We start from the raw sequence: 20,467 nt of genomic DNA, 5'->3' as shown, positions 1-20,467 counted from the left end.
GGCTTATTGCATCTCCACATTTTCAGGTTGTACAGCAATCTGCTGCACAACATCAACGACTTCTTGAACTGGGATATAGCTATTTGCAATCCACGCCATGCTTGAATTTGAAATATCAAGGAAGCTTTGTGGGAATAGACCAAGCCATACTAGACCAAGAGCACAGATTAAAAGAATCACAACTTCACGCGCATTTAAGTCTTTCAACGGATTTGCGTAATGCTGTTTTTGTTCTTCGTTTGGTGTACCAAACAACGCTTTGTGGATCAGGATTAAACCGTAAAGACCGGCAAATACTAAGCTTACTGCAGCAAGGATTGTATACACAGGGAACTTGTCATAAGAACCCATCAAGATCAGGAATTCACCGATGAAGTTACCTAGACCCGGAATACCTACAAGTGCCGCAACAAAGAACATTAAGAAGAATGAAAGGTATTGGAACTGACCACGAATACCGCCCATCAAACGCATGTCACGTGTATGCAGACGTTCGTAAACCTGACCACACATAATGAACAATGCAGCAGAAGATAGACCGTGAGCCAGCATCATAATCATCAAGCCTTGGAATGTCAGGATGTTACCTGCATACAAGGCAAGAAGTACGAAGCCCATGTGCGAAATAGATGTGTACGCAAGCAGACGTTTCATGTCTGTTTGTTGGAATGCACACCATGCACCGTAGAAAATACCGATTAGACCAAGAATGATCGCGATGTCAGCAAACTGAGCAGATGCTACTGGGAAGAATGGTATTACGAAACGTAAAAGACCATAAGCCGCAGTTTTAATCAAGATACCTGCAAGGTCGACAGAACCCGCTGTAGGTGCTTGCGCATGTGCATCTGGTAACCAGCCGTGTAATGGGAAAACTGGAAGTTTTACCGCAAAACCAATGAACATACAGATCATGAATGCATAGGCAAGTGCTGGAGCTTTCGCCTCAACAGTGTGTGCAACACTCATCAAGAAGTCATAGTTAAAGCTGATTTGACCGTGAAGTTGGAAGCCAACAACCACTAGACCCAAGATACCGATCAACATGATCAGACCCGCAACCTGAGTATAGATAAAGAATTTAGTTGCAGCGTAAACGCGTGACTTACCTTCTGCCCCTTTATGACCCCAAAGTGCGATCAAGAAGTAGATTGGTACCAACATCATCTCCCAGAAGAAGAAGAATAGGAACATGTCAATCGCTAAGAATACACCGATCACACCACCTAAAGACCACAGTAGGTTTAAGTGGAAGAAACCAACGTTCTTTTGAATCTCACCCCATGAACAGCCGACCGCAAGTACACCCAGTAATGCAGTTAAACCTACCATAAGCAGTGAAAGACCATCCACTGCAAGGTGAATGTTAATCCCTAAAGTGGTAATCCACGGTAGGTTAAATTGAGCGGCCCACTGTGGAGCTTGTGTACCCAACTCGTAGTTATAAGTACCGCTTTGCCATAAAACGACGGTTAACACCAACGTTAATAGCATACCAATTAAGGCAATATAGCGTGGTAAGTGCTTGTCGAGTTTATCGACAAGCCAGCATACAAAACCTGCAATGAACGGAATAAGGATCAGAGCGGGTAGAATTAAATTGTTTGGAGTTTCCATTTTATTTCCCCACGACCTGAATCACGACCAGGATCAATAGTAATGCAAACGTACCGAATGCCATACTAGATGCGTATTCACGCAATGAACCTGTTTGACGTGAACTTGTAAAGCTATTACCGCCTTTAACAAGTGCAGGCAATACAAGCCATAAGCCGTCAATTGGATCACGACCAAAGATTTTAGCCAGTAGCAAATAAGGCTTAACGAAAACAATGTTATACAAAGCATCGAAACCAAGTGCATTACGACAGATATTTGCAAGACCCGCGCCCAGTGAAGTTTTCGCGAACGATTTCACTGCACCATAAGCAAATGCAAATAAAACAACACCGACTACAAGACCTGCAAGTGCAATACCAACAGCTGTGTATTCAGCGCTATGCATACCATGTTCTAGCGCTTCTGGAATATTAAACGCTGGGATTTGTGCAGCATTTAAAATATTCGTTACTGGTGCTTTTAATACATAAGCTAAACCAGTTGAAAGCACTGCAAGAATCGCCAATGGCCCCCAGTAAGTAACACCTTTGATTTCATGGTAAGGCGTGTTTTCTTTACCAAAGAATACAACCCAAATAAGACGGAATGTATAAATTGAAGTTAAGAACGCACCTGCTACACCAGTCCAGTACAAGCAGTCATAAACTGCTATTGCTTGACCTTTCACCCATACCGCACCAAGAATCGCATCTTTCGAGAAGAAGCCGATCGTGATGAATGGAATCGCAGCCAATGCACCGCCACCAATCGCGAAACAAGCAAACAAGAATTTGTTTTTGTGGAATAGACCACCCATCTTGAAGATGTTTTGTTCATGATGGTAAGCCAAAATCACTGCACCAGAAGACAAGAATAATAATGCCTTGAAGAATGCGTGAGTCAGCATGTGGAATAGACCAGCTTGGTAAGCTTCAGCACCTACAGCCATAAACATATAACCCAACTGACTCATAGTTGAGTAAGCAAGAATACGTTTGATGTCTGTTTGTACCAATGCAGCAAAGCCTGCTACCAACAATGTCACTGCACCCGTGATTGAGATGAACATCATCACTTCTGGCGCTTGTTCAAACACGCTGAACATACGGCTACATAGGTAAACACCCGCTGTTACCATTGTTGCTGCGTGGATCAATGCAGATACTGGTGTAGGACCAGCCATCGCATCTGCCAACCATGTTTGTAATGGGATCTGAGCAGATTTACCTGCAGCCCCCAAGAACAACATCAATGCAGTCCAAATCGCAATTGAAGAACTCTGAGCCAAAACTGTTGGCGCAGCAGCTACAACTTCTGCAATGTTTAAAGTGCCGAATTGTTGGTAGATCAAGAACAATGCGATCAGTAAGAATACGTCACCCACACGTGTCACGGTGAATGCTTTAATTGCAGCAAAACCGTTTGCAGGTGTTTGGTAGTAGTAACCAATCAATAGGTATGAACATAGACCTACACCTTCCCAACCCAAGAATAACAACGCTAAGTTGTCACCCAACACTAAAAGCAGCATGCTTGCTACGAATAGGTTGAAGTATGAGAAGAAACGTGCAAAGTCTTCTTCGCCACGCATGTACCATGTTGCAAAGATGTGAATTAAGAAACCCACACCTGTGATCATGCCCATCATCAATAATGATAAGCCATCTAAATGAAGCGTGAAGCCCGGTGCTAAGTTACCTGCACTGAACCAAGTCCAAAGATGCTGAGTTGTTGCAACTGAACCATTATTAACAAAGTCGATACCGGCAATTAATGCAAATAAAGCTGAAAGACCAACTGAACCTGCACCAATAATTGCAGCAACTGATTCAGGAAGATTTTTACGACCTGCCGCCAACAGGATAAAACCAATTAGCGGGAATAGTACTGTTAAATATAAATAACTCATCCGCGCATCTCACTAGCAGCATCCACATCCAGATGATGGAAGCGATGATAGAACTGAAGGACGATCGCAAGACCGATACAAGCCTCTGCTGCAGCAAGCGTTAAGATCAAGATAAACATCACTTGACCATCTGGCTGTGCCCATGCGCTTCCTGCCAAAACGAACGCTAAAGCAGCTGCGTTCATCATGATTTCAAGGCTCATTAAAATAAATAGTAGGTTGCGTCGAACCATCACACCGTAAAAACCCAGTGCAAAAAGAATGGTTGCAACGATCAAACCATGTTCTAAAGGGATGTTGCCCATTATTCTTTGTCCTCTTCTGCACCTGGCTCACGTTTGCCAAGATGGAATGCAGCGACAAGTGCGCCAAGCAATAACATCGCAGCAACTTCAACCAGCAATAAGTACTGAGTAAAGAGTGAAGTACCCACTTCTTTCGGACCGACAACTTGAGCACCCATGACAGTGCCAGCAGTTGTGTAGTCTGACTTCAACATCCAAACAAGGATTAGACCCATTAAGAAGCTCATCAACGCAGGATATGCCCACGCTGAAGAAGTCAGCCATTTGCTTTCTTGTTCAACTGTATTTTGACCAAGATTCAGCATCATCACGACGAATACGAATAGCACCATGATTGCGCCAGCGTAAACGATAATTTCGAGGGCACCGGCAAACGGCGCACCCACGATCATGAAGATACCTGCAACTGCAAGTAAAGAGATAATCAAGCTTAATAAAGCGTGTACTGGGTTCGTGTTAGTTACAACACGAACGGTAGAGACGATGGCCACAAGCGCCATCAAATAAAATGGCCACATCATGGTAATAGACTCCGTACATCAACTGGTGTGCTTTCGCGTTGAGCCTGACCTTTATCTTTACCAGCAACAGCCATACCTGTTACGCGGTAGAAGTTATAGTCTGGGTATTTACCAGGACCTGAGATAAGAAGGTTTTCTTTCTCATATACTAAGTCCTGACGAACATACTCACCTAACTCAAAGTCAGGTGTCATTTGAATCGCAGTCGTAGGACATGCTTCTTCACACATACCGCAGAAAATACAACGTGAGAAGTTGATACGGAAAAATTCCGGATACCAACGACCATCTTCTTTTTCAGCTTTTTGTAGTGAAATACAGCCGACTGGACATGCAACCGCACAAAGGTTACATGCAACGCAGCGCTCTTCACCATCAGGGTCACGCGTTAACACGATACGACCACGGAAACGTGGTGGTACGATGTCTTCCGCTTTAACCTCTGGATATAAAATAGTGTCACGTTTACGTGTCGCGTGTGAGAATACCATCCACAACGAACGTACAATTGACCCAAATCCAGCTAGAAATTTAAACATTTTATTCTCCCTGCTGTCTTAGGCCTGATTCATCAGAATCACAGCACCAGTTACCAGAAGGTTAACCAACGCCAATGGCAAGCAAATTTTCCAACCAAAGTTCATGACTTGGTCATAACGTGGACGCATTAAAGAGCCACGAGCCAAGACAAACATCATTACAAAGAATGCTGTTTTAATAATGAACCAGAACGCAGCTGGAATGAATGGAATATCTAGGTTGAAAGGCGCTAACCAACCACCGAAGAATAAAGTCACGATTAATGCAGAAATCAGTACGACGTTGACGTATTCCGCAACGAAGAACATACCCCATTTCATACCGCCGTATTCGACATGGTAACCTTCCGCCAATTCTTGTTCTGCTTCTGGTTGGTCAAATGGATGACGGTGAGTTACCGCAACACCCGCAACTACGAAGATCAAGAAACCTAAGAACTGAGGAATAACAAACCAAACATCACGTTGAGCTTCAACAATTTCACGCATGTTGAATGAGCCTGCAATCGCAACCACACCCATTAGTGAAATACCCAAGAACACTTCATAAGAAATGGTTTGAGCAGCAGAACGTAAACCACCAAGTAATGCGTATTTGTTATTTGATGACCAACCACCGAACAATACTGCGTATACCGCAATACCAGCCATTGCCATAAAGAACAATAGACCGATGCTCATGTCTGAAACACCTAAATAAGGTGAAACAGGAATAACCATGAACGATAGCACCGCAGTTGCCATCGCAACTGCTGGAGCCATACGGAAAGTCAATTTGTCAGCAAATTTTGGTGTCCAGTCTTCTTTGAACATGATTTTCAGCATGTCGGCAACAATCTGGAACATACCGCCCGGACCTACACGGTTCGGACCGTAACGGTCTTGCCACAAGCCGAGTAAACGACGTTCAATAAAAGACATCAACGCAGCGATCAATACCACAACCAGTAAGATCACAATTGCTTGAAGAACTGAATAGGCGATTGGCCAGTTTTCAGCCCACAGCGGCGTTTGACGGATTAATTCTTGTTCCATGAATTACACTCCTACCGCGACTGAAACAGGTTCTGCAAGCGATACTGTAGGTGCTAGACCCACTGGGTAACCGATATAACCTGTAGGTAAGTATTCAATCACTTGAACTGGAAGGACGATTTCAACATCCCCTGCTTTCACAGCGATACGTTGACCATCTTGAACATTTAAGCGTGCTGCATCTTGTTCACCCACAGCAAACATTGCTTCAGGAATACGTGATTCCATCGCAGGTGTTTTCACTGTAAATTCACCAGAAGCGAAGATGTGATGCATCGGTACAAGACGGAAGCTTTCACCATTAACCGCAACAGGTGCAGGTGCAACGAATGTACGTGCTGGACGTTTCGCTAAACGATCAAATAAACGAACGCCTGCATCACCACCTTTTAAGTGACCACCCACGTTGTCTTGGAATTTGTTCCAAGCTTGTGGTGAGTTCCAACCTGCAGACCAAGCAAATGGTACAAGTGAAGCTGGAGTTTGGTTACCTACATAACCTTCCATAGAGAACGTCAACGCAGAGTCTTTATCGACTGGTTGTTTTGGTTCATGAATAGAAAGTGGTGCGCGCATCGCAGTACGACCTGAGTAACGACGTGGTTCACGTGCCACTTTCAGACCATGTACACGGAAGCCAGCATCTGGTGCTACATCTTGAATTGCTTCAAGTGCAGGAACGTTTTTCGCTACTGACTCAATCACGTCATCAAGAACTGTCCAAGAAATCGCTTTGCCTTTCACGCCAGTTTCAATGGCATGTAACCAGCGCCAAGATTCTTTGATCGCAAGTTCTGGTTTGTAGTAGCTTGGGTCATACACTTGGTAGAAACGTTGTGCACGGCCTTCCTGAGAGACAACAGTACCATCACCTTCAGCAAATGAAGCAGCAGAAAGTACGATGTTGGCTTTTTTCACAGTTTCAGTTTCAGAATGATCAAGTACGATCACTTCTTTACCAGAAAGTGCAGCATTCACCTGCGCGGCTGGTAAACGACGATAAAGGTCATTTTCTACCACGATCACGGTATCGTAATCTTGTGCGAATGCTTGTTCTAAACTTTGACCACCAAAGATCGCTAAGCCCATTGAGTTCACTTCAGGAACAGTCAATGTTAAGCCCGCATTACCAAGGTTCTGTGCAACTTGTGCAGCAGCTTCCATGATTGATGCGTCTTGCAAGCTTGTACCAGAGATGATTAATGGTTTTTTCGCAGCTTTTAAAGTGTCAGCAATGGTTTGTGCAAATGCTTTTGCATCGTCATCCAAACCTAAGATCACTTCACCTTTGACAGCAGCTGCGACCGCAAAACCTAAACGTGCAATGTCGTTAGGTGATGCAACAACTTCACCTGTTGCAACATCAGCTAAACGTGTTTGAGTTGCAGCAAGGATGTAAATCGGAGATTTCGCATCTTGAGCAATACGTTGTACAGGCTCAGCCAACCACTCTTGCGTACGGCGCTCTGCAGCCATTTCTTTGGCTTTATTTTTCGCAGCTTGGCGAACAGATAGAGCCATACGTGGTGCAGTTTGAGTTAAGTCTTCACCCAAAATCAACACAGCATCGTAGCTTTCGATTTCACGCATACCTGGGTTATAAACACCTTCGGTTTGCATGATAGAAGCTGCAAGCTCAACAAGTTTTTGCTCTTTTTGAGACATACCTGTTGAGAAGTTGTCTTGACCTACAAGTTCGCGAAGCGCGAAGTTTGATTCAAGTGACGCACGTGGTGAACCGATACCCAATACTTTTTTGCCTTGGATATTTTCAATTACGGTATCCAATGCTTGGTCTACAGAAACTGTAGTCACATTTGCACCAGAGCGGAATTGTGGTTGACGTGGACGATCTTCACGGTTCACATAACCTGTACCGAAACGACCTTTATCGCAAAGGAAGTATTGGTTCACGTCACCGTTAAAGCGGTTTTCTACACGACGTAGTTCGCCATAACGTTCACCCGGAGAGATGTTACAACCTGAAGAACAGCCTTGGCATACGCTTGGCGCATACTGCATGTCCCATTTACGGTTATAGCGTTCAGAGTGTGTTTTATCTGTGAATACACCTGTTGGGCAAACTTCAGTCAAGTTTCCAGAGAATTCAGATTCTAAAGTACCTGATTCTGGACGACCAAAGTAAACACGCGAAGCGTTTGCATACACACCAAAGTCCGTACCACCTGCATAATCTTTGTAGTAACGCACACAACGGTAGCACGCAATACAACGGTTCATTTCATGAGAAATGAAAGAGCCTAGCTCTTGGTTATAATGCGTACGTTTTGTGAAGCGGTAACGACGACGGTCATGCTGAGTCATTACAGTCATATCTTGTAAATGACAGTGACCACCCTCTTCACACACTGGACAGTCGTGTGGGTGGTTGGTCATCAAGAATTCAACAACAGAAGCACGGAAATTTTTTGCTTCGTCATCTTCAATCGAGATGTAGGTATTGTCAGATGCAGGCGTCATACATGACATAACTAAACGACCGCGAGTATCTTCAGGATTCGCGTATTGAGTCACAGCACATTGACGGCAAGAACCGACAGAACCTAAGGATGGATGCCAACAAAAGTATGGGATGTCGATGCCAAGGCTAAGACATGCTTGTAGCAAGTTCTCTGAGCCGTTGACTTCATACGATTTTCCATCGACATGAATTGTAGCCATAGTCGAATTCCTTAAGCTTGTTCTACGTTGCTAGTTTGAGCTGCCGCATTTACGACTTTAGCTTCAAACTCGCCACGGAAATGTTTGAGTGCGCCCATTAACGGTTCCATCGCACCTGGAGCATGCGCACAGAAAGTTTTACCAATCCAAAGCTTACGAGTAAGTTCTTGTAAGTGATCGATATCTTCTTTCTTACCTGTGCCATCTTCCAAGGCTTTAAGCGCTTTAACCGCCCAAGGTAAGCCATCACGGCATGGTGTACACCAACCGCAAGATTCACGCGCAAAGAATTCTTCTAAGTTACGTGTCGCAGAAACCATACACTGAGTTTCATCGACTACCATGAGCAAACACGTACCTAAACGTGAACCTGCTTTCATGATGTTTTCCGCATCCATAGGAAGGTCAATATGTTCAGCAGCAAGGAAGTCTGTAGAAGCACCACCCGGTAACCATGCTTTGAGTTTTAAACCATCACGCATACCACCCGCATGATCTTCAATCACTTCACGCGCAGTTGTACCAAATGGAAGCTCCCAAAGACCTGGGAATTTTACTTTGCCTGAAGCGCCATAAATTTTAGTACCTGGATCTTTCGACTTACCTTCAGATAAACCGATATACCATTCAGGACCACGAAGCATAATTGCGGGTAAGTTGTTGTAAGTCTCTACGTTGTTAACAATCGTAGGACGACCCCAAGCACCTGCAACTTGTGGGAATGGCGGTTTAGTACGAGGGTTCGCACGGCGACCTTCAAGCGAGTTAATCAATGCAGTTTCTTCACCACAGATATAACGACCCGCACCAGTATGCACGTGTAACTCGAAGTTCCAACCTGTACCTAAGATGTTTTCACCCAAGTAACCTTTGGCACGAATTTGGTCCAATGCTTCATTTAAGTATTGAGCCGCTTCGATGTATTCACCACGGATGAAGATATAACCCTGTGTTGCTTCTAATGTATAAGCAGCAATCAACATACCTTCGATCAACTGATGAGGAAGTTTTTCCATCAACAGACGGTCTTTAAAGGTACCTGGTTCCATTTCATCGGCATTACAGATGAGGTAACGAGGGCCTGAGTTATCATTTGGCGCCATAAGCGACCATTTAATCCCTGCAGGGAAGCCCGCACCACCACGACCTTTTACAGTCGCAGCTTTGATTACTTCAAGCACTTCTTTCGGTTGCATGCCAACAGCTTTCTTAAAGCCTGCATAACCTTCAAGTGCTTCGTAATCATCTGCACTGCGAACGTGTTCCTGTTTGCTCAAACGCCAAGTTAATGGGTGAGTTTCTGGGTTACCGTCGCCATAAATTGGTTTTGGTTCAGTATTCATACATACTTCTCCAATAACTGTTTAATTGAAGTCACTTCAACTAGACCGTGAGTGTCTTCGTCAATCATTAACGTCGGACCTTTGTCACAGTTACCTAGGCAGCAAATTGGCAATAAAGTAAAGCGACCATCTGCAGTCGTTTGACCAAATGAAATGCCTAATTCACGCTGGAATGCTTCAGCAAGTGTTTCCGCACCCATCAAGAAACAAGCAATCGAGTCACATAATAAAATTACGTGGCGACCAACTGGTTGACGGTAAATACGGTTATAGAAAGTTGCAACACCTTCTAGGTCTGCAAGGCTCATGCTAAGCAATTGCGCAATAGCATTCATCTGTGCATCATCTACCCAGCCATTACGGCGTTGTACACACTTCAAAGCATCAAGACATGCTGCGCGTGGGTACGGATAGTGACCAATGTGATGTTCGATATCGTGGATTTCTTCCGCAGTTAAAATCCCTTCAACATTCACACGTGGTTTTTTGTCAGTCAAAATCATCATAATGCGATTACCCCTTAGCGATCCACGTCAGCCATTACGACGTCAATTGTCGCTAAATAAATGATTAAGTCAGACATTAAGCTGCCGTTAATCACAGAAGGCATTTGCTGTAAGTGCGTGAAGGTTGGTGTACGGATACGTGTACGGTAACTCATCGTTGACTTGTCTGAAGTCAAGTAGTAGTTCGACGCACCTTTTACCACTTCCGCCATTACAGAGCTTTCGCCTGCTGGCATTACAGGACCCCATGACACGCTCAAGAAGTGCGTAATCAATGTTTCGATGTCTTGTAAAGTTTTATCTTTTGGTGGTGGAACAGCCAGTGGATGGTCTGCTTTGTATGCACCAGAAGGCATGTTGTCTAAACATTGCTTGATGATTTTCAGCGATTCTTCAATTTCACGGAAGTGAACAAGAACTCGTGCATAAGCATCGCCTTCGTACTCTAAAGGCACATCAAAGTCGTAGTTTTCGTAGCCGCTATAAGGACGGTATTTACGAACGTCGAAATCAATACCTGTAGCACGTAGACCAGTACCCGTTACACCCCAAGCCAATGCAGATTTAGCATCATACTGAGCAACATTACGGGTACGACCGATAAACACTGAGTTTTTAAGTGCTGCAGTGTAGTACTCGTTCATACGCTTCGGCATCCAATCTAGGATTTCGCGAATGAGGTGCTGCCAGTTGTTTGGCAAGTCGTGCGCTGTACCACCGATACGGAACCATGCTGGGTGCATACGGTAACCCGTGATCGCTTCGATCGCGTCATAGATTTTTTGACGGTCAGCGAACATATAGAATACTGGGGTCATACCGCCGGCATCCTGAATCGCAGTACCAATGAACAATAAGTGGTTATTGATACGGAACAATTCAGACATCATGACACGGATACATTGTGCACGATCAGGAACGGTAATCCCTGCCATTTGCTCTACGCCAAGAACGTAAGGCATGTTTTGCGCACAACCACCTAAGTAGTCAACACGGTCTGTATACGGGATGAATGAGTGCCATGTTTGACGCTCAGCCATTTTTTCCACGCCACGGTGGTGATAGCCGATGTCAGGAACACAGTCTTTCACTTCTTCGCCGTCCAACTGCAAGATCACACGGAATGCACCGTGCGCAGATGGATGGTTAGGACCCAAGTTTAGGAACATGAAGTCTTCATCATCGTTCCCACGCTTCATACCCCAATCTTCAGGTACGAAACGAAGATGTTCTTGTTCGTAATCCTGTTTCGCTTGGTTTTGGCGATAAGGCGTGTATTCAGTCGCACGTGCAGAATATTCTTTACGTAACGGGTGACCTTCCCAATATGTTGGCAACAAGATACGACGGAGCATTGGATGCCCTTCGAAGTTGATACCAAACATGTCGTAAGCTTCACGTTCGTACCAGTTGGCATTTGGCCAAATGTTGGTTGCCGTTGGAATGTTCAAATCTGACTCATTCAATGCAACTTTAATACGAATATCACTGTTACGCTCAAGCGATAACAGATGATAGAACACAGTGAAGTCAGATGCAGGCAGACCATCGCGGTGTGTACGTAAACGCTCATCAACCGCAGACAAGTCAAACAGCATCACGTATGGACGTGACACCGTACGCAAGAACATTAAAACTTCTTGTACACGTGCGCGCTCAACCCAGACTGTTGGAAAGTCTTCAAAAGTCGTTTGCACGTAGAAGTTCTCACCAAATTTGGTTTTGAGCTCTTCTACAATTGCAAATGCAGGGCGGGAATCAACTGGAGTTGATTCTGGCATAGCAATGTCAGTTTCAGCCATTGGCTTGGCTTCCTATTTAATACAAATTCAGTCAATCAAAACGACAATTACACCCAGTCCGGGTGTATCAATATTTCGTCGTAGTGATTATTTAATTTCATCCATTGAGCGTAAGTTTTTCACTGCAATACGCTGTGCGTTCTTACGGTCACGTTCTGGCATCATCTTTGGCTTATACACTGGCTTAAGATCATCACCAATCACGGCCGATAAAGGACGGCGCTCAAGTTGAATCTGGTCTTGCAATAACATCAATGCCTGAATTAAAGCTTCAGGACGTGGTGGGCAACCCGGGATATACACATCGACAGGGATGATTTTATCCACACCTTGTACAACTGAATAAATGTCGTACATACCACCAGAGTTTGCACATGCGCCCATTGAGATTACCCATTTAGGCTCAAGCATTTGCTCGTACAAACGTTGAATTACAGGCGCCATTTTCATGAAGCATGTACCTGCAACAATCATCAAGTCAGCCTGACGTGGTGAAGCACGAATAACCTCGGCACCGAAACGTGACAAGTCATGCACGCCTGTTAAAGTCGTTGCATACTCTACGTAGCAGCAAGATGTACCAAAGTTGAACGGCCAAACTGAGTTTTTACGACCCCAGTTTACTGCTGTATGTGCAACATCCTCTAAACGAGTCATGAACACATTTTTATTCACTTCTTCTTCAAGCGGATCGGTGACGATTTGACGCTCTTGAAGTGGATATTGATCAGCATCCGGATTCGCACGGGTTAATGTATATTTCATCCCGTCTTACTCCTTGTCAGATGATGCAGTCGGTGACTTAGATTTCACACGACCAGATGATTGCGCTGGAATTTGACCTGTAGGGTCCATAACCAACTCTTCAATAGAGTTAAAGCGTGTGATTTCTGCGATATCCATATTTGGCGAACCAATTTTAGGTTTAATTCCCGCCGCTTTACGCTTGTCAGAAGGTGACCAATTCAAACCACCAGAAGACAATTCATAAACCAAACCAGCAAGTAAAACTAAAATAAAGACTGCTGCAGCTGCAAAACCAACCCACCCAGTTTCACGAACAGAAGATGCCCATGCATAAAGGTAAAGTGCTTCGATATCGAACACCACGAAGAAGATCGCAACTAAATAGAATTTCGCAGACAAGCGAATACGTGCACCACCAGCACCTACTACACCTGACTCAAACTGCTCTTGCTTAGCACGACCCCATGATTTACCCCCAAGGAGTAAAGGGACGGTCAGCATAAAGACGCAAAGGAATGTAACGCCGATCACGAAGGCAATAATTGCCCAATCGTATGGAGTAATGGCACTCATGCGGGGATAACTCCTGGCAGGCCTATTTATTAACAAAGAATGTATGTATTGGCCTTCAAATACACCAAACACAAAATTAATCCCGCCAATTGTACCTGATTGAGGAGGCTTCTTGCTAGCTTATCGATATTCGTCTTTAGGATGATTTTTTAATCATTTCAGCATTTAAATTGGGTTTACTCCCTTAAATTTAGGATTAATCGTTTAATTAGATTAGTTCTTATTTTTTTATTAATTATTACATTTATGCGATTTTAACAGAAAATTATGACTGTTCAGTTTCATGCACATATCCTTCAACTTTTAGCTCATGTATTAAATTTTCATGGTCGTATCATTTATTAAATAAATTCCATCTTGTTTCAAATTGGTTGCCTGTTTGATTCCATCTATTAGCTTTGATCTTACCCCTAAAATGAAAAACAAGTTGAATTAGCACAAAGAAAAAAGTCTTTTTTTAGCTTCTTGTGACTTTTTTGCAATTCTTTGACACGACCCACAAAGAGTGTGATATTTGTAGTTAAAACACAAAAAGCAATCACAACGGAGAGACAATAATGACTTTAGAATTTACGCATAAACCTGATTATTTTCTATCTGCGCAATTGGTGATTCACCATATTAAAAGCTACTTAGATAAGCATCCTGATGCTCAAAATGCCATTTTTGATTTACGTGATATCTATGAGTTGTTACGACAAGATTTAGCTTCTGCAACAACCAACCTTAACGGGATTATGAATATTGCAGATGAATATAAACTTGAAACTTTAAACGGTGATCAAAAACTTATTAGCAATTATTCTATCGATGCTAAAAACAACTCCTTACTCATCGATTTTAATGCAGATGCTCTTGCCGCATTAAAAAATGGCAAACCTATTATTGAACCCGATGCAACAATTACGGAATAAGTAGAAAACTGATATCAAAAAGCCATTCAAATTGAATGGCTTTTATACTTATCATTCACTAAAATCAGCTCAGCTACATATCTAAGCTTACTTAATTTTCATTGGTACTCGGCTCTTTAACATCTAACTTCGGTTTATTTTTCTTAAATCGAGTTGCAGGCCATGTCATGGTGAAACGCGCCCCGCCTAATATTGGACTTTCATCAATATCAATAGTCCCGCCAAACCAATATGCAATGCGACTAACAATTGACAAACCTAAACCATAGCCCCCTGAGGCACGAGTGCGACTATCATCTAAACGTGCAAAAGCATCAAAGATACGTTTACGATCTTCTTCTGGAATACCGGGGCCATCATCTTCAACACAAATATAAGCCATACCTTCATCATTCACACCACCACTAATCAGCACTTTATCATCACAATATCGCACTGCATTCCCCACCAAGTTTTGTACAACACGGTGTAAATAGCGACGCTCGGTTTCCACAACCACTCCAATTGGTGGTGCTTGCAATTCCAAGTTTTTCCCAGTCTTTAAGGCTTCGGTTTCAATCAAAACCTGATCTAAAACTTCAAACAAGCTGACATCTTCAAACTCCAAAGATGGCATACCCTGTTCGAGCTTAGCATAGGTCATGATTTCATCAATCAAGGTATTGAGGGCTTCGATATCTTTGTCAATTTGTTCAACTTGTTGCTGACGGTAATCGTAGTCGTCTTCATCCGCCATCATTTCAACACCAAAGCGAATACGTGCCACGGGTGTCCGCAGTTCATGCGATACCGCGCGCATTAACTCACGCTGAGCTTCAATTAAACGCTCAATATGATCTGACATTGAGTTATAGCTCGATGCTAAAGTACCAAATTCATCGGTACTTTCGACAGGCAGACGTACAGATAAGTCCCCGCCCTTCATTTTATTTAACGCATAATTTACAGCACGCAGCTTACGTTGCATCGGCACCAATAGACCATAAACACCCAAGCTCAAGACAAACAAACTTAGTAATGTAATACCCGCTGCCAACTGGAATGGCATCCAATTAAATAATGGTACCGGCCCCATTACCAAGACTTCTGAAGTTGAGCTTGGAATTGGTGATACGATCGAAATAGTTGTGCCGCGCTCAGTCGCACTATCACGATACAAAATAATGCTGTGATCTAAACGTAGTCGGCCGATTTGCTCAGAGTCTAAAGGTAAACTTTGAACATTTTGAATTGAAATTGGATAAGAAAAATGATGTTGGATTTTTTCAAGATATTGTTTTTCTTGACCTGGGTAATACACCAAATAATCCAGTATAAATACAGGCAATGCTTTCATTTGGCGTTCTGAAATATTATCAGCTTTTATATACAGTAGATGTGCAGGGTCATCTTTTAAGCCAATAATAATATAAGCTGCTGTGGTTTGTGCGTCCCAACGCACTACAGCTTTACGCTCTTCTATACGTTTTGTTTCCGCTCGGGTTAAATCAACCTGATTAGCTTTTACATAATAAATAGGCAACTCAAGTAGATCGGATGCATCTGACACCCAATCTGACTTTTGTTGTTCATTTGGCTGACGTGCAATACCTTCACTTATAATGAAAGCCAAACCGTCAGTAAGCGATTCACGATATTCTTGCGCGCGCTGGTAGTTTATGATTTGCACCAGCAAATAGCCAAATGTAGCGACTAAAAAGACTAAAATCAGTAGCCCCGCATAAACGCGCAAAAATATACTGTGTTTAAACACGTAAAAGTGTCCTACTTTGCCAAACTAAGGGACGGTATTTTACATTAAATGCCGTTGGTTTCTTTTACGAATAAATAACCTTTACTACGTACGGTCTTAATGCGTTTCGGGTTTTCTGGATCATCACCAATTTTTGGACGAATTCGCGAGATACGCACGTCAATTGAACGATCTTGACCATCGTATTCAATACCACGCAGACGCTCAAAAATATCTTCACGAGAAAGAATGCGACCTGCATTAGATGCCAACAACCATAAAAGGTCATATTCTGCACTGGTAAAGTCAACCAACTCATTATTGAGTGTGACAGAACGACCACCATTATCAATTACAAGATCATCAAATTCGATGCGCTGTGCAACCTCATCTTCTGGTGCTTTGTCTGTACGACGTAATAATGCACGAATACGCGCAAGTAAAACGCGAGGTTGAACAGGTTTTGCAACATAGTCATCTGCACCCATTTCTAGACCCAACACTTGGTCCATGTCTTCGGTACGTGCAGTCAACATTAAAATTGGTTGATGGTAGTGTGGACGAACTTCACGACAAATGGTTAAACCATCTGCACCCGGAAGCATCACGTCGAGTAATACCATATCTGGTTGTTCAGCGATAATACGGCGAATCGCACGATTACCGTCTGGTTCTACCCCAACTTCAAGTCCGTTACGGATTAAGTATTCTTGAGTTAAACGAGCAAGACGCTCATCGTCTTCAACAATTAAAATTTTAGGTAACTTTTCTTCTTGGCTCATTGATTGCCCCTTATTTGATTGGGCGTATCCTATTTGAAATCCGATAGATACGCTTAAACATAGTTTGCAATATACACACGTTTACATTGTAAACAAGATGGCATTCACCAAACTGATACATCAATATCGTATTTTGTAATAAATTTTAACCTGCTACATTTTTGCAGCCGTATTTACCAATCATTTCCATGCCCTATTGCTCACAATAGCAACAATTATAAATTTGGATACATTTTCATCGAATAAAAACTGACTGATTAATTCACAACTTTTTAGGCTTTCTGAAGTTATCCACAATGTTATCTATAAGCACTCTTTTTCGACTTTGCTATGCTATGCCCTTGTCGGATAAGGCATATATAACAAAGATAAAAAATAGGGATTTTTTGAGATGGATTTCTGCCAGAAAAGTTCAAAGCATTTAGTAAAATGTCAATATTGATATACCCTGAATTTTCCCGTATCTTGTGTTCAATAAATTTTTAAACCACTAGGTCTTGTGTTTAAACCTCAAACACTGTGGCATAAAAATTGCCCAGTTCAAACGGTCCTAACATAAAAATAGATGACAAATGGAGCTATGCTAGCATGAGCGTAACGAATTCAACCCCTGGTCAAATTCAGGTGATTAAACGCACCGGTGACGTTGCACCTTTTGATGCAGAAAAAATCTCTGTGGCGATTGGTAAAGCGTTCTTGGCCGTTGAAGGCCAGCAAAGCGCTGACTCCAGCCGTATTCATGACCGTATCTCTCAATTAACTGAGATGGTATTGAATACCTTTAACCGTCGTTTACCTTCTGGCGGTACCATTCATATTGAAGAAATTCAGGATCAGGTTGAACTTGCGCTTATGCGTACAGGTGAGCAAAAAGTTGCTCGCTCTTACGTGATTTACCGCGAACAACGTGCCGAAGCTCGTAAACAAACTGGTGCTCACCACCACCCTACGTTACAAGTAACGGGTTCAAACGGTCAGCTTAAACCGCTTGATCTTGGCGCGCTTGAGGCAAATATTGTTAAAGCAGCTGAAGGTTTAGAAGGCATCGATGTTCGAGCGATTATCGATGAGACTGTAAAAAACCTTTATAACGGCGTAAAAGAGTCAGACATCTCAACGACCATGATGATGGCTACTCGTACACGTATCGAACAAGAACCAAACTATACATATGTGACTGCGCGTTTATTGCGTAACGACCTTGTTGCTACAGGGTTAGAGTTCTTAGGTTTAGATAGTGACACGAATGAAGGCGACGCTTTAGAAACTTTCTTGAAGAAAGGTATCGAGCTTGATCTTCTTTCTCCAGAACTTCTTAACTTTGACCTTGCAAAATTGGCTGCTGCGATTCAACCAGAACGCTCAAACCAATTTACTTATTTAGGTCTACAAACTTTATTTGACCGTTACTTCATCCACTCAGATGGTGTACGTTTCGAATTACCACAATTATTCTTCATGCGTGTTTCAATGGGTCTTTCATTGAACGAAGCAAACCGTGAAGAACGTGCAATCGAATTCTATAACTTATTGTCTAGCTTCGATTACATGGCGTCTACGCCTACTCTATTTAACTCTGGTACTTTACGTCCACAGTTATCTAGCTGTTACTTAACAACGATTTCAGATGACCTTTACAACATTTATGGCGCAATGCGTGATAACGCAATGTTGTCTAAATGGGCGGGTGGTTTAGGTAATGACTGGACACCAGTTCGTGCGCTTAACTCGTACATCAAAGGTACAAATGGTAAGTCACAAGGTGTTGTACCGTTCCTTAAAGTTGCCAACGATACTGCTGTTGCAGTCAACCAAGGTGGTAAACGTAAAGGTGCAGTATGTGCATACCTTGAAACTTGGCACTTGGACATCGAAGAATTCCTAGAACTTCGTAAGAACACAGGTGATGACCGTCGTCGTACACACGACATGAACACAGCGAACTGGGTTCCTGACTTGTTTATGCAACGTGTATTCGAAGATGCTGAATGGACTCTGTTCACACCATCTGAAACACCTGATTTGCATGACCTAACAGGTGCAGAATTTGCTGAACGCTATGCTTACTATGAAGGCATTGCGAAAGAAACCAACATGCTACATAAGAAAGTCCGTGCGAAAGACTTATGGCGCAAAATGTTGTCTATGTTGTTTGAAACTGGTCACCCTTGGATCACATTCAAAGACGTATGTAACTTACGTTCACCACAACAACACGTTGGTGTAGTTCACTCTTCTAACTTGTGTACAGAAATTACGCTGAACACTAACGAAGATGAAATCGCAGTATGTAACTTAGGTTCAATCAACCTTGTACAACACGTTCAAGGTGGTGTGTTAGATCGTGAAAAGCTTGCTCGTACAGTTAAAACTGCTGTTCGAATGCTCGACAACGTAATTGACATCAACTACTACGCTGTTCCACAAGCTCGTAACTCGAACTTGAAACACCGTCCAGTGGGTATGGGTATCATGGGCTTCCAAGATGCTTTATACGAAATGAAATTGGCTTATGGTTCTGATGCTGCGGTTGAGTTCGCTGATGAATCGATGGAAGTGATTTCTTACTACGCGATTCAAACATCTAGCGACTTGGCACTTGAACGTGGTACTTACGAGACATTTAAAGGTTCACTTTGGGATCAAGGTATCTTGCCAATTGACTCTTTAGATATCGTACAAAAAGCACGTCCTGACCGTATGTTCGAAGTTGACCGTACAACACGTTTGGACTGGGATACTTTACGTACTAAAGTTCAAAAAGACGGTATGCGTAACTCAAACGTGATGGCGATTGCACCGACTGCAACCATTTCGAACATTTGTGGCGTATCACAGTCAATCGAACCAACTTTCCAAAACTTGTATGTGAAATCTAACCTTTCTGGTGAATTCACAGTGATCAACCCGTACCTAGTACGTGCGTTAAAAGATCGCGGTCTTTGGGATTCTGTAATGGTGAACGACCTTAAACACTTCGAAGGTTCGGTTCAAAAAATCGCACGTATTCCTGAAGAGCTTAAAGCAATCTTCGCGACTGCGTTCGAAGTTGAGCCACGTTGGATTGTTGATGCTGCATCACGTCGTCAAAAATGGATCGACCAAGCTCAGTCTCTTAACCTTTACATCTCTGGTGCAAACGGTAAGAAACTTGATATGACGTACAAAATGGCATGGTTACGTGGTCTAAAAACCACTTACTACCTACGTGCATTGGGTGCGACTTCTGCTGAGAAATCAACCATTAACACAGGTGCGTTAAATGCAGTTAAACCTGCAACTGTAGCAGCTCCTGTTGCCGCGGTCGCAGCACCTGAAGCAAAACCAGAAGTTCCTGCAGAGGAAGACGGTTTTGCAAATGCAGCGCCAGTGCCACAAGCATGTTCAATTGATAATCCTGATTGTGAGGCTTGTCAGTAATGAATGTCTCAGTTTTCTTTGTTATTGGCCTAGTCTTCCTTATTTTAGCAATACTATT

General features: G+C 43.0%; 16 protein-coding genes. 2 read left to right on the top strand and 14 right to left on the bottom strand.

The features are described from left to right. Window positions 1-3: 3 nt before the first annotated feature. The 12 genes from nuoM to ndhC all read right to left on the bottom strand — a co-directional run bounded on the left by nuoM (window position 4) and on the right by ndhC (window position 13,561). Entirely contained in the window at window positions 4-1,617 is a 1,614-nt protein-coding gene (gene nuoM / locus FTU80_RS00235; RefSeq protein ID WP_078192291.1) for an NADH-quinone oxidoreductase subunit M, read from the bottom strand. A 1-nt stretch (window position 1,618) separates the two neighbouring features. Beyond that, window positions 1,619-3,508: an NADH-quinone oxidoreductase subunit L gene (gene nuoL, locus FTU80_RS00230; protein ID WP_180059312.1), complete on the bottom strand. Its 1,890-nt coding sequence runs from the start codon at window positions 3,506-3,508 to the stop codon at window positions 1,619-1,621. Further along, a complete protein-coding gene (gene nuoK / locus FTU80_RS00225; protein WP_067665227.1) occupies window positions 3,505-3,813 on the bottom strand; it encodes an NADH-quinone oxidoreductase subunit NuoK in 309 nt (102 codons plus the stop codon). Before nuoK ends, nuoL begins: the two co-directional genes overlap by 4 nt. Further along, a complete protein-coding gene (gene nuoJ, locus FTU80_RS00220) occupies window positions 3,813-4,331 on the bottom strand; it encodes an NADH-quinone oxidoreductase subunit J (RefSeq protein WP_171262661.1) in 519 nt (172 codons plus the stop codon). Before nuoJ ends, nuoK begins: the two co-directional genes overlap by 1 nt. Continuing rightward, on the bottom strand, window positions 4,331-4,873 hold the full coding sequence (gene nuoI / locus FTU80_RS00215; protein ID WP_078191099.1) for an NADH-quinone oxidoreductase subunit NuoI: 543 nt from the start codon (window positions 4,871-4,873) through the stop codon (window positions 4,331-4,333). The genes nuoJ and nuoI overlap by 1 nt, the downstream gene beginning before the upstream one ends. 18 nt (window positions 4,874-4,891) lie before the next feature. Then, on the bottom strand, window positions 4,892-5,908 hold the full coding sequence (gene nuoH / locus FTU80_RS00210) for an NADH-quinone oxidoreductase subunit NuoH (protein ID WP_078191100.1): 1,017 nt from the start codon (window positions 5,906-5,908) through the stop codon (window positions 4,892-4,894). 3 nt (window positions 5,909-5,911) lie between these two features. Next, the gene (gene nuoG, locus FTU80_RS00205) at window positions 5,912-8,590 is read right to left on the bottom strand and encodes an NADH-quinone oxidoreductase subunit NuoG (RefSeq protein ID WP_078192292.1); all 2,679 of its coding nucleotides are present in this window, start codon (window positions 8,588-8,590) and stop codon (window positions 5,912-5,914) included. Window positions 8,591-8,601: 11 nt separating this feature from the next. Further along, window positions 8,602-9,933: an NADH-quinone oxidoreductase subunit NuoF gene (gene nuoF / locus FTU80_RS00200; RefSeq protein WP_180083543.1), complete on the bottom strand. Its 1,332-nt coding sequence runs from the start codon at window positions 9,931-9,933 to the stop codon at window positions 8,602-8,604. Further along, a complete protein-coding gene (gene nuoE / locus FTU80_RS00195) occupies window positions 9,930-10,439 on the bottom strand; it encodes an NADH-quinone oxidoreductase subunit NuoE (RefSeq protein WP_078191103.1) in 510 nt (169 codons plus the stop codon). The genes nuoF and nuoE overlap by 4 nt, the downstream gene beginning before the upstream one ends. Before the next feature lie 14 nt (window positions 10,440-10,453). Then, window positions 10,454-12,241, bottom strand: a complete 1,788-nt coding sequence (gene nuoC / locus FTU80_RS00190; RefSeq protein ID WP_078192294.1) for an NADH-quinone oxidoreductase subunit C/D — start codon at window positions 12,239-12,241, stop codon at window positions 10,454-10,456. 87 nt (window positions 12,242-12,328) lie between these two features. Next, a complete protein-coding gene (locus FTU80_RS00185) occupies window positions 12,329-13,006 on the bottom strand; it encodes an NADH-quinone oxidoreductase subunit B family protein (protein WP_078191105.1) in 678 nt (225 codons plus the stop codon). A gap of 6 nt (window positions 13,007-13,012) precedes the next feature. Further along, window positions 13,013-13,561: an NADH-quinone oxidoreductase subunit A gene (gene ndhC / locus FTU80_RS00180; protein WP_078192295.1), complete on the bottom strand. Its 549-nt coding sequence runs from the start codon at window positions 13,559-13,561 to the stop codon at window positions 13,013-13,015. Window positions 13,562-14,118: 557 nt separating this feature from the next. On the opposite strand from ndhC, the gene FTU80_RS00175 reads away from it, so the two are divergent. Next, entirely contained in the window at window positions 14,119-14,475 is a 357-nt protein-coding gene (locus FTU80_RS00175) for a hypothetical protein (protein ID WP_078192296.1), read from the top strand. Window positions 14,476-14,566: 91 nt separating this feature from the next. Here the strand turns inward: FTU80_RS00175 and bfmS are convergent, their stop codons facing one another. Both bfmS and bfmR read right to left on the bottom strand, forming a co-directional pair. Further along, a complete protein-coding gene (gene bfmS / locus FTU80_RS00170) occupies window positions 14,567-16,228 on the bottom strand; it encodes a sensor histidine kinase BfmS (RefSeq protein ID WP_180083540.1) in 1,662 nt (553 codons plus the stop codon). 44 nt (window positions 16,229-16,272) lie between these two features. Next, on the bottom strand, window positions 16,273-16,989 hold the full coding sequence (gene bfmR / locus FTU80_RS00165) for a response regulator transcription factor BfmR (protein ID WP_067764711.1): 717 nt from the start codon (window positions 16,987-16,989) through the stop codon (window positions 16,273-16,275). A 588-nt stretch (window positions 16,990-17,577) separates the two neighbouring features. On the opposite strand from bfmR, the gene FTU80_RS00160 reads away from it, so the two are divergent. Further along, window positions 17,578-20,409, top strand: a complete 2,832-nt coding sequence (locus FTU80_RS00160; protein ID WP_180083537.1) for a ribonucleoside-diphosphate reductase subunit alpha — start codon at window positions 17,578-17,580, stop codon at window positions 20,407-20,409. Window positions 20,410-20,467: the final 58 nt, after the last annotated feature.

Source organism: Acinetobacter sp. YH12145 (assembly GCF_013418335.1).
GTDB lineage: Bacteria > Pseudomonadota > Gammaproteobacteria > Pseudomonadales > Moraxellaceae > Acinetobacter > Acinetobacter amyesii.
The sequence above is the reverse complement of the archived record's forward strand: the minus strand, read 5'-3'. Positions and strand labels throughout refer to the sequence as shown.

Bases quoted from the DNA above. Each gene is read 5' to 3' on its own strand.
- nuoF (WP_180083543.1), bottom strand. From the start codon at position 9,933: ATGAATACTGAACCAAAACCAATTTATGGCGACGGTAACCCAGAAACT.
- nuoG (WP_078192292.1), bottom strand. From the start codon at position 8,590: ATGGCTACAATTCATGTCGATGGAAAATCGTATGAAGTCAACGGCTCA.
- bfmR (WP_067764711.1), bottom strand. From the start codon at position 16,989: ATGAGCCAAGAAGAAAAGTTACCTAAAATTTTAATTGTTGAAGACGAT.
- nuoC (WP_078192294.1), bottom strand. From the start codon at position 12,241: ATGGCTGAAACTGACATTGCTATGCCAGAATCAACTCCAGTTGATTCC.
- nuoK (WP_067665227.1), bottom strand. From the start codon at position 3,813: ATGGGCAACATCCCTTTAGAACATGGTTTGATCGTTGCAACCATTCTT.
- nuoH (WP_078191100.1), bottom strand. From the start codon at position 5,908: ATGGAACAAGAATTAATCCGTCAAACGCCGCTGTGGGCTGAAAACTGG.
- nuoI (WP_078191099.1), bottom strand. From the start codon at position 4,873: ATGTTTAAATTTCTAGCTGGATTTGGGTCAATTGTACGTTCGTTGTGG.
- nuoE (WP_078191103.1), bottom strand. From the start codon at position 10,439: ATGATGATTTTGACTGACAAAAAACCACGTGTGAATGTTGAAGGGATT.
- FTU80_RS00175 (WP_078192296.1), top strand. From the start codon at position 14,119: ATGACTTTAGAATTTACGCATAAACCTGATTATTTTCTATCTGCGCAA.
- FTU80_RS00185 (WP_078191105.1), bottom strand. From the start codon at position 13,006: ATGAAATATACATTAACCCGTGCGAATCCGGATGCTGATCAATATCCA.
- nuoJ (WP_171262661.1), bottom strand. From the start codon at position 4,331: ATGTGGCCATTTTATTTGATGGCGCTTGTGGCCATCGTCTCTACCGTT.
- ndhC (WP_078192295.1), bottom strand. From the start codon at position 13,561: ATGAGTGCCATTACTCCATACGATTGGGCAATTATTGCCTTCGTGATC.
- nuoL (WP_180059312.1), bottom strand. From the start codon at position 3,508: ATGAGTTATTTATATTTAACAGTACTATTCCCGCTAATTGGTTTTATC.
- FTU80_RS00160 (WP_180083537.1), top strand. From the start codon at position 17,578: ATGAGCGTAACGAATTCAACCCCTGGTCAAATTCAGGTGATTAAACGC.
- nuoM (WP_078192291.1), bottom strand. From the start codon at position 1,617: ATGGAAACTCCAAACAATTTAATTCTACCCGCTCTGATCCTTATTCCG.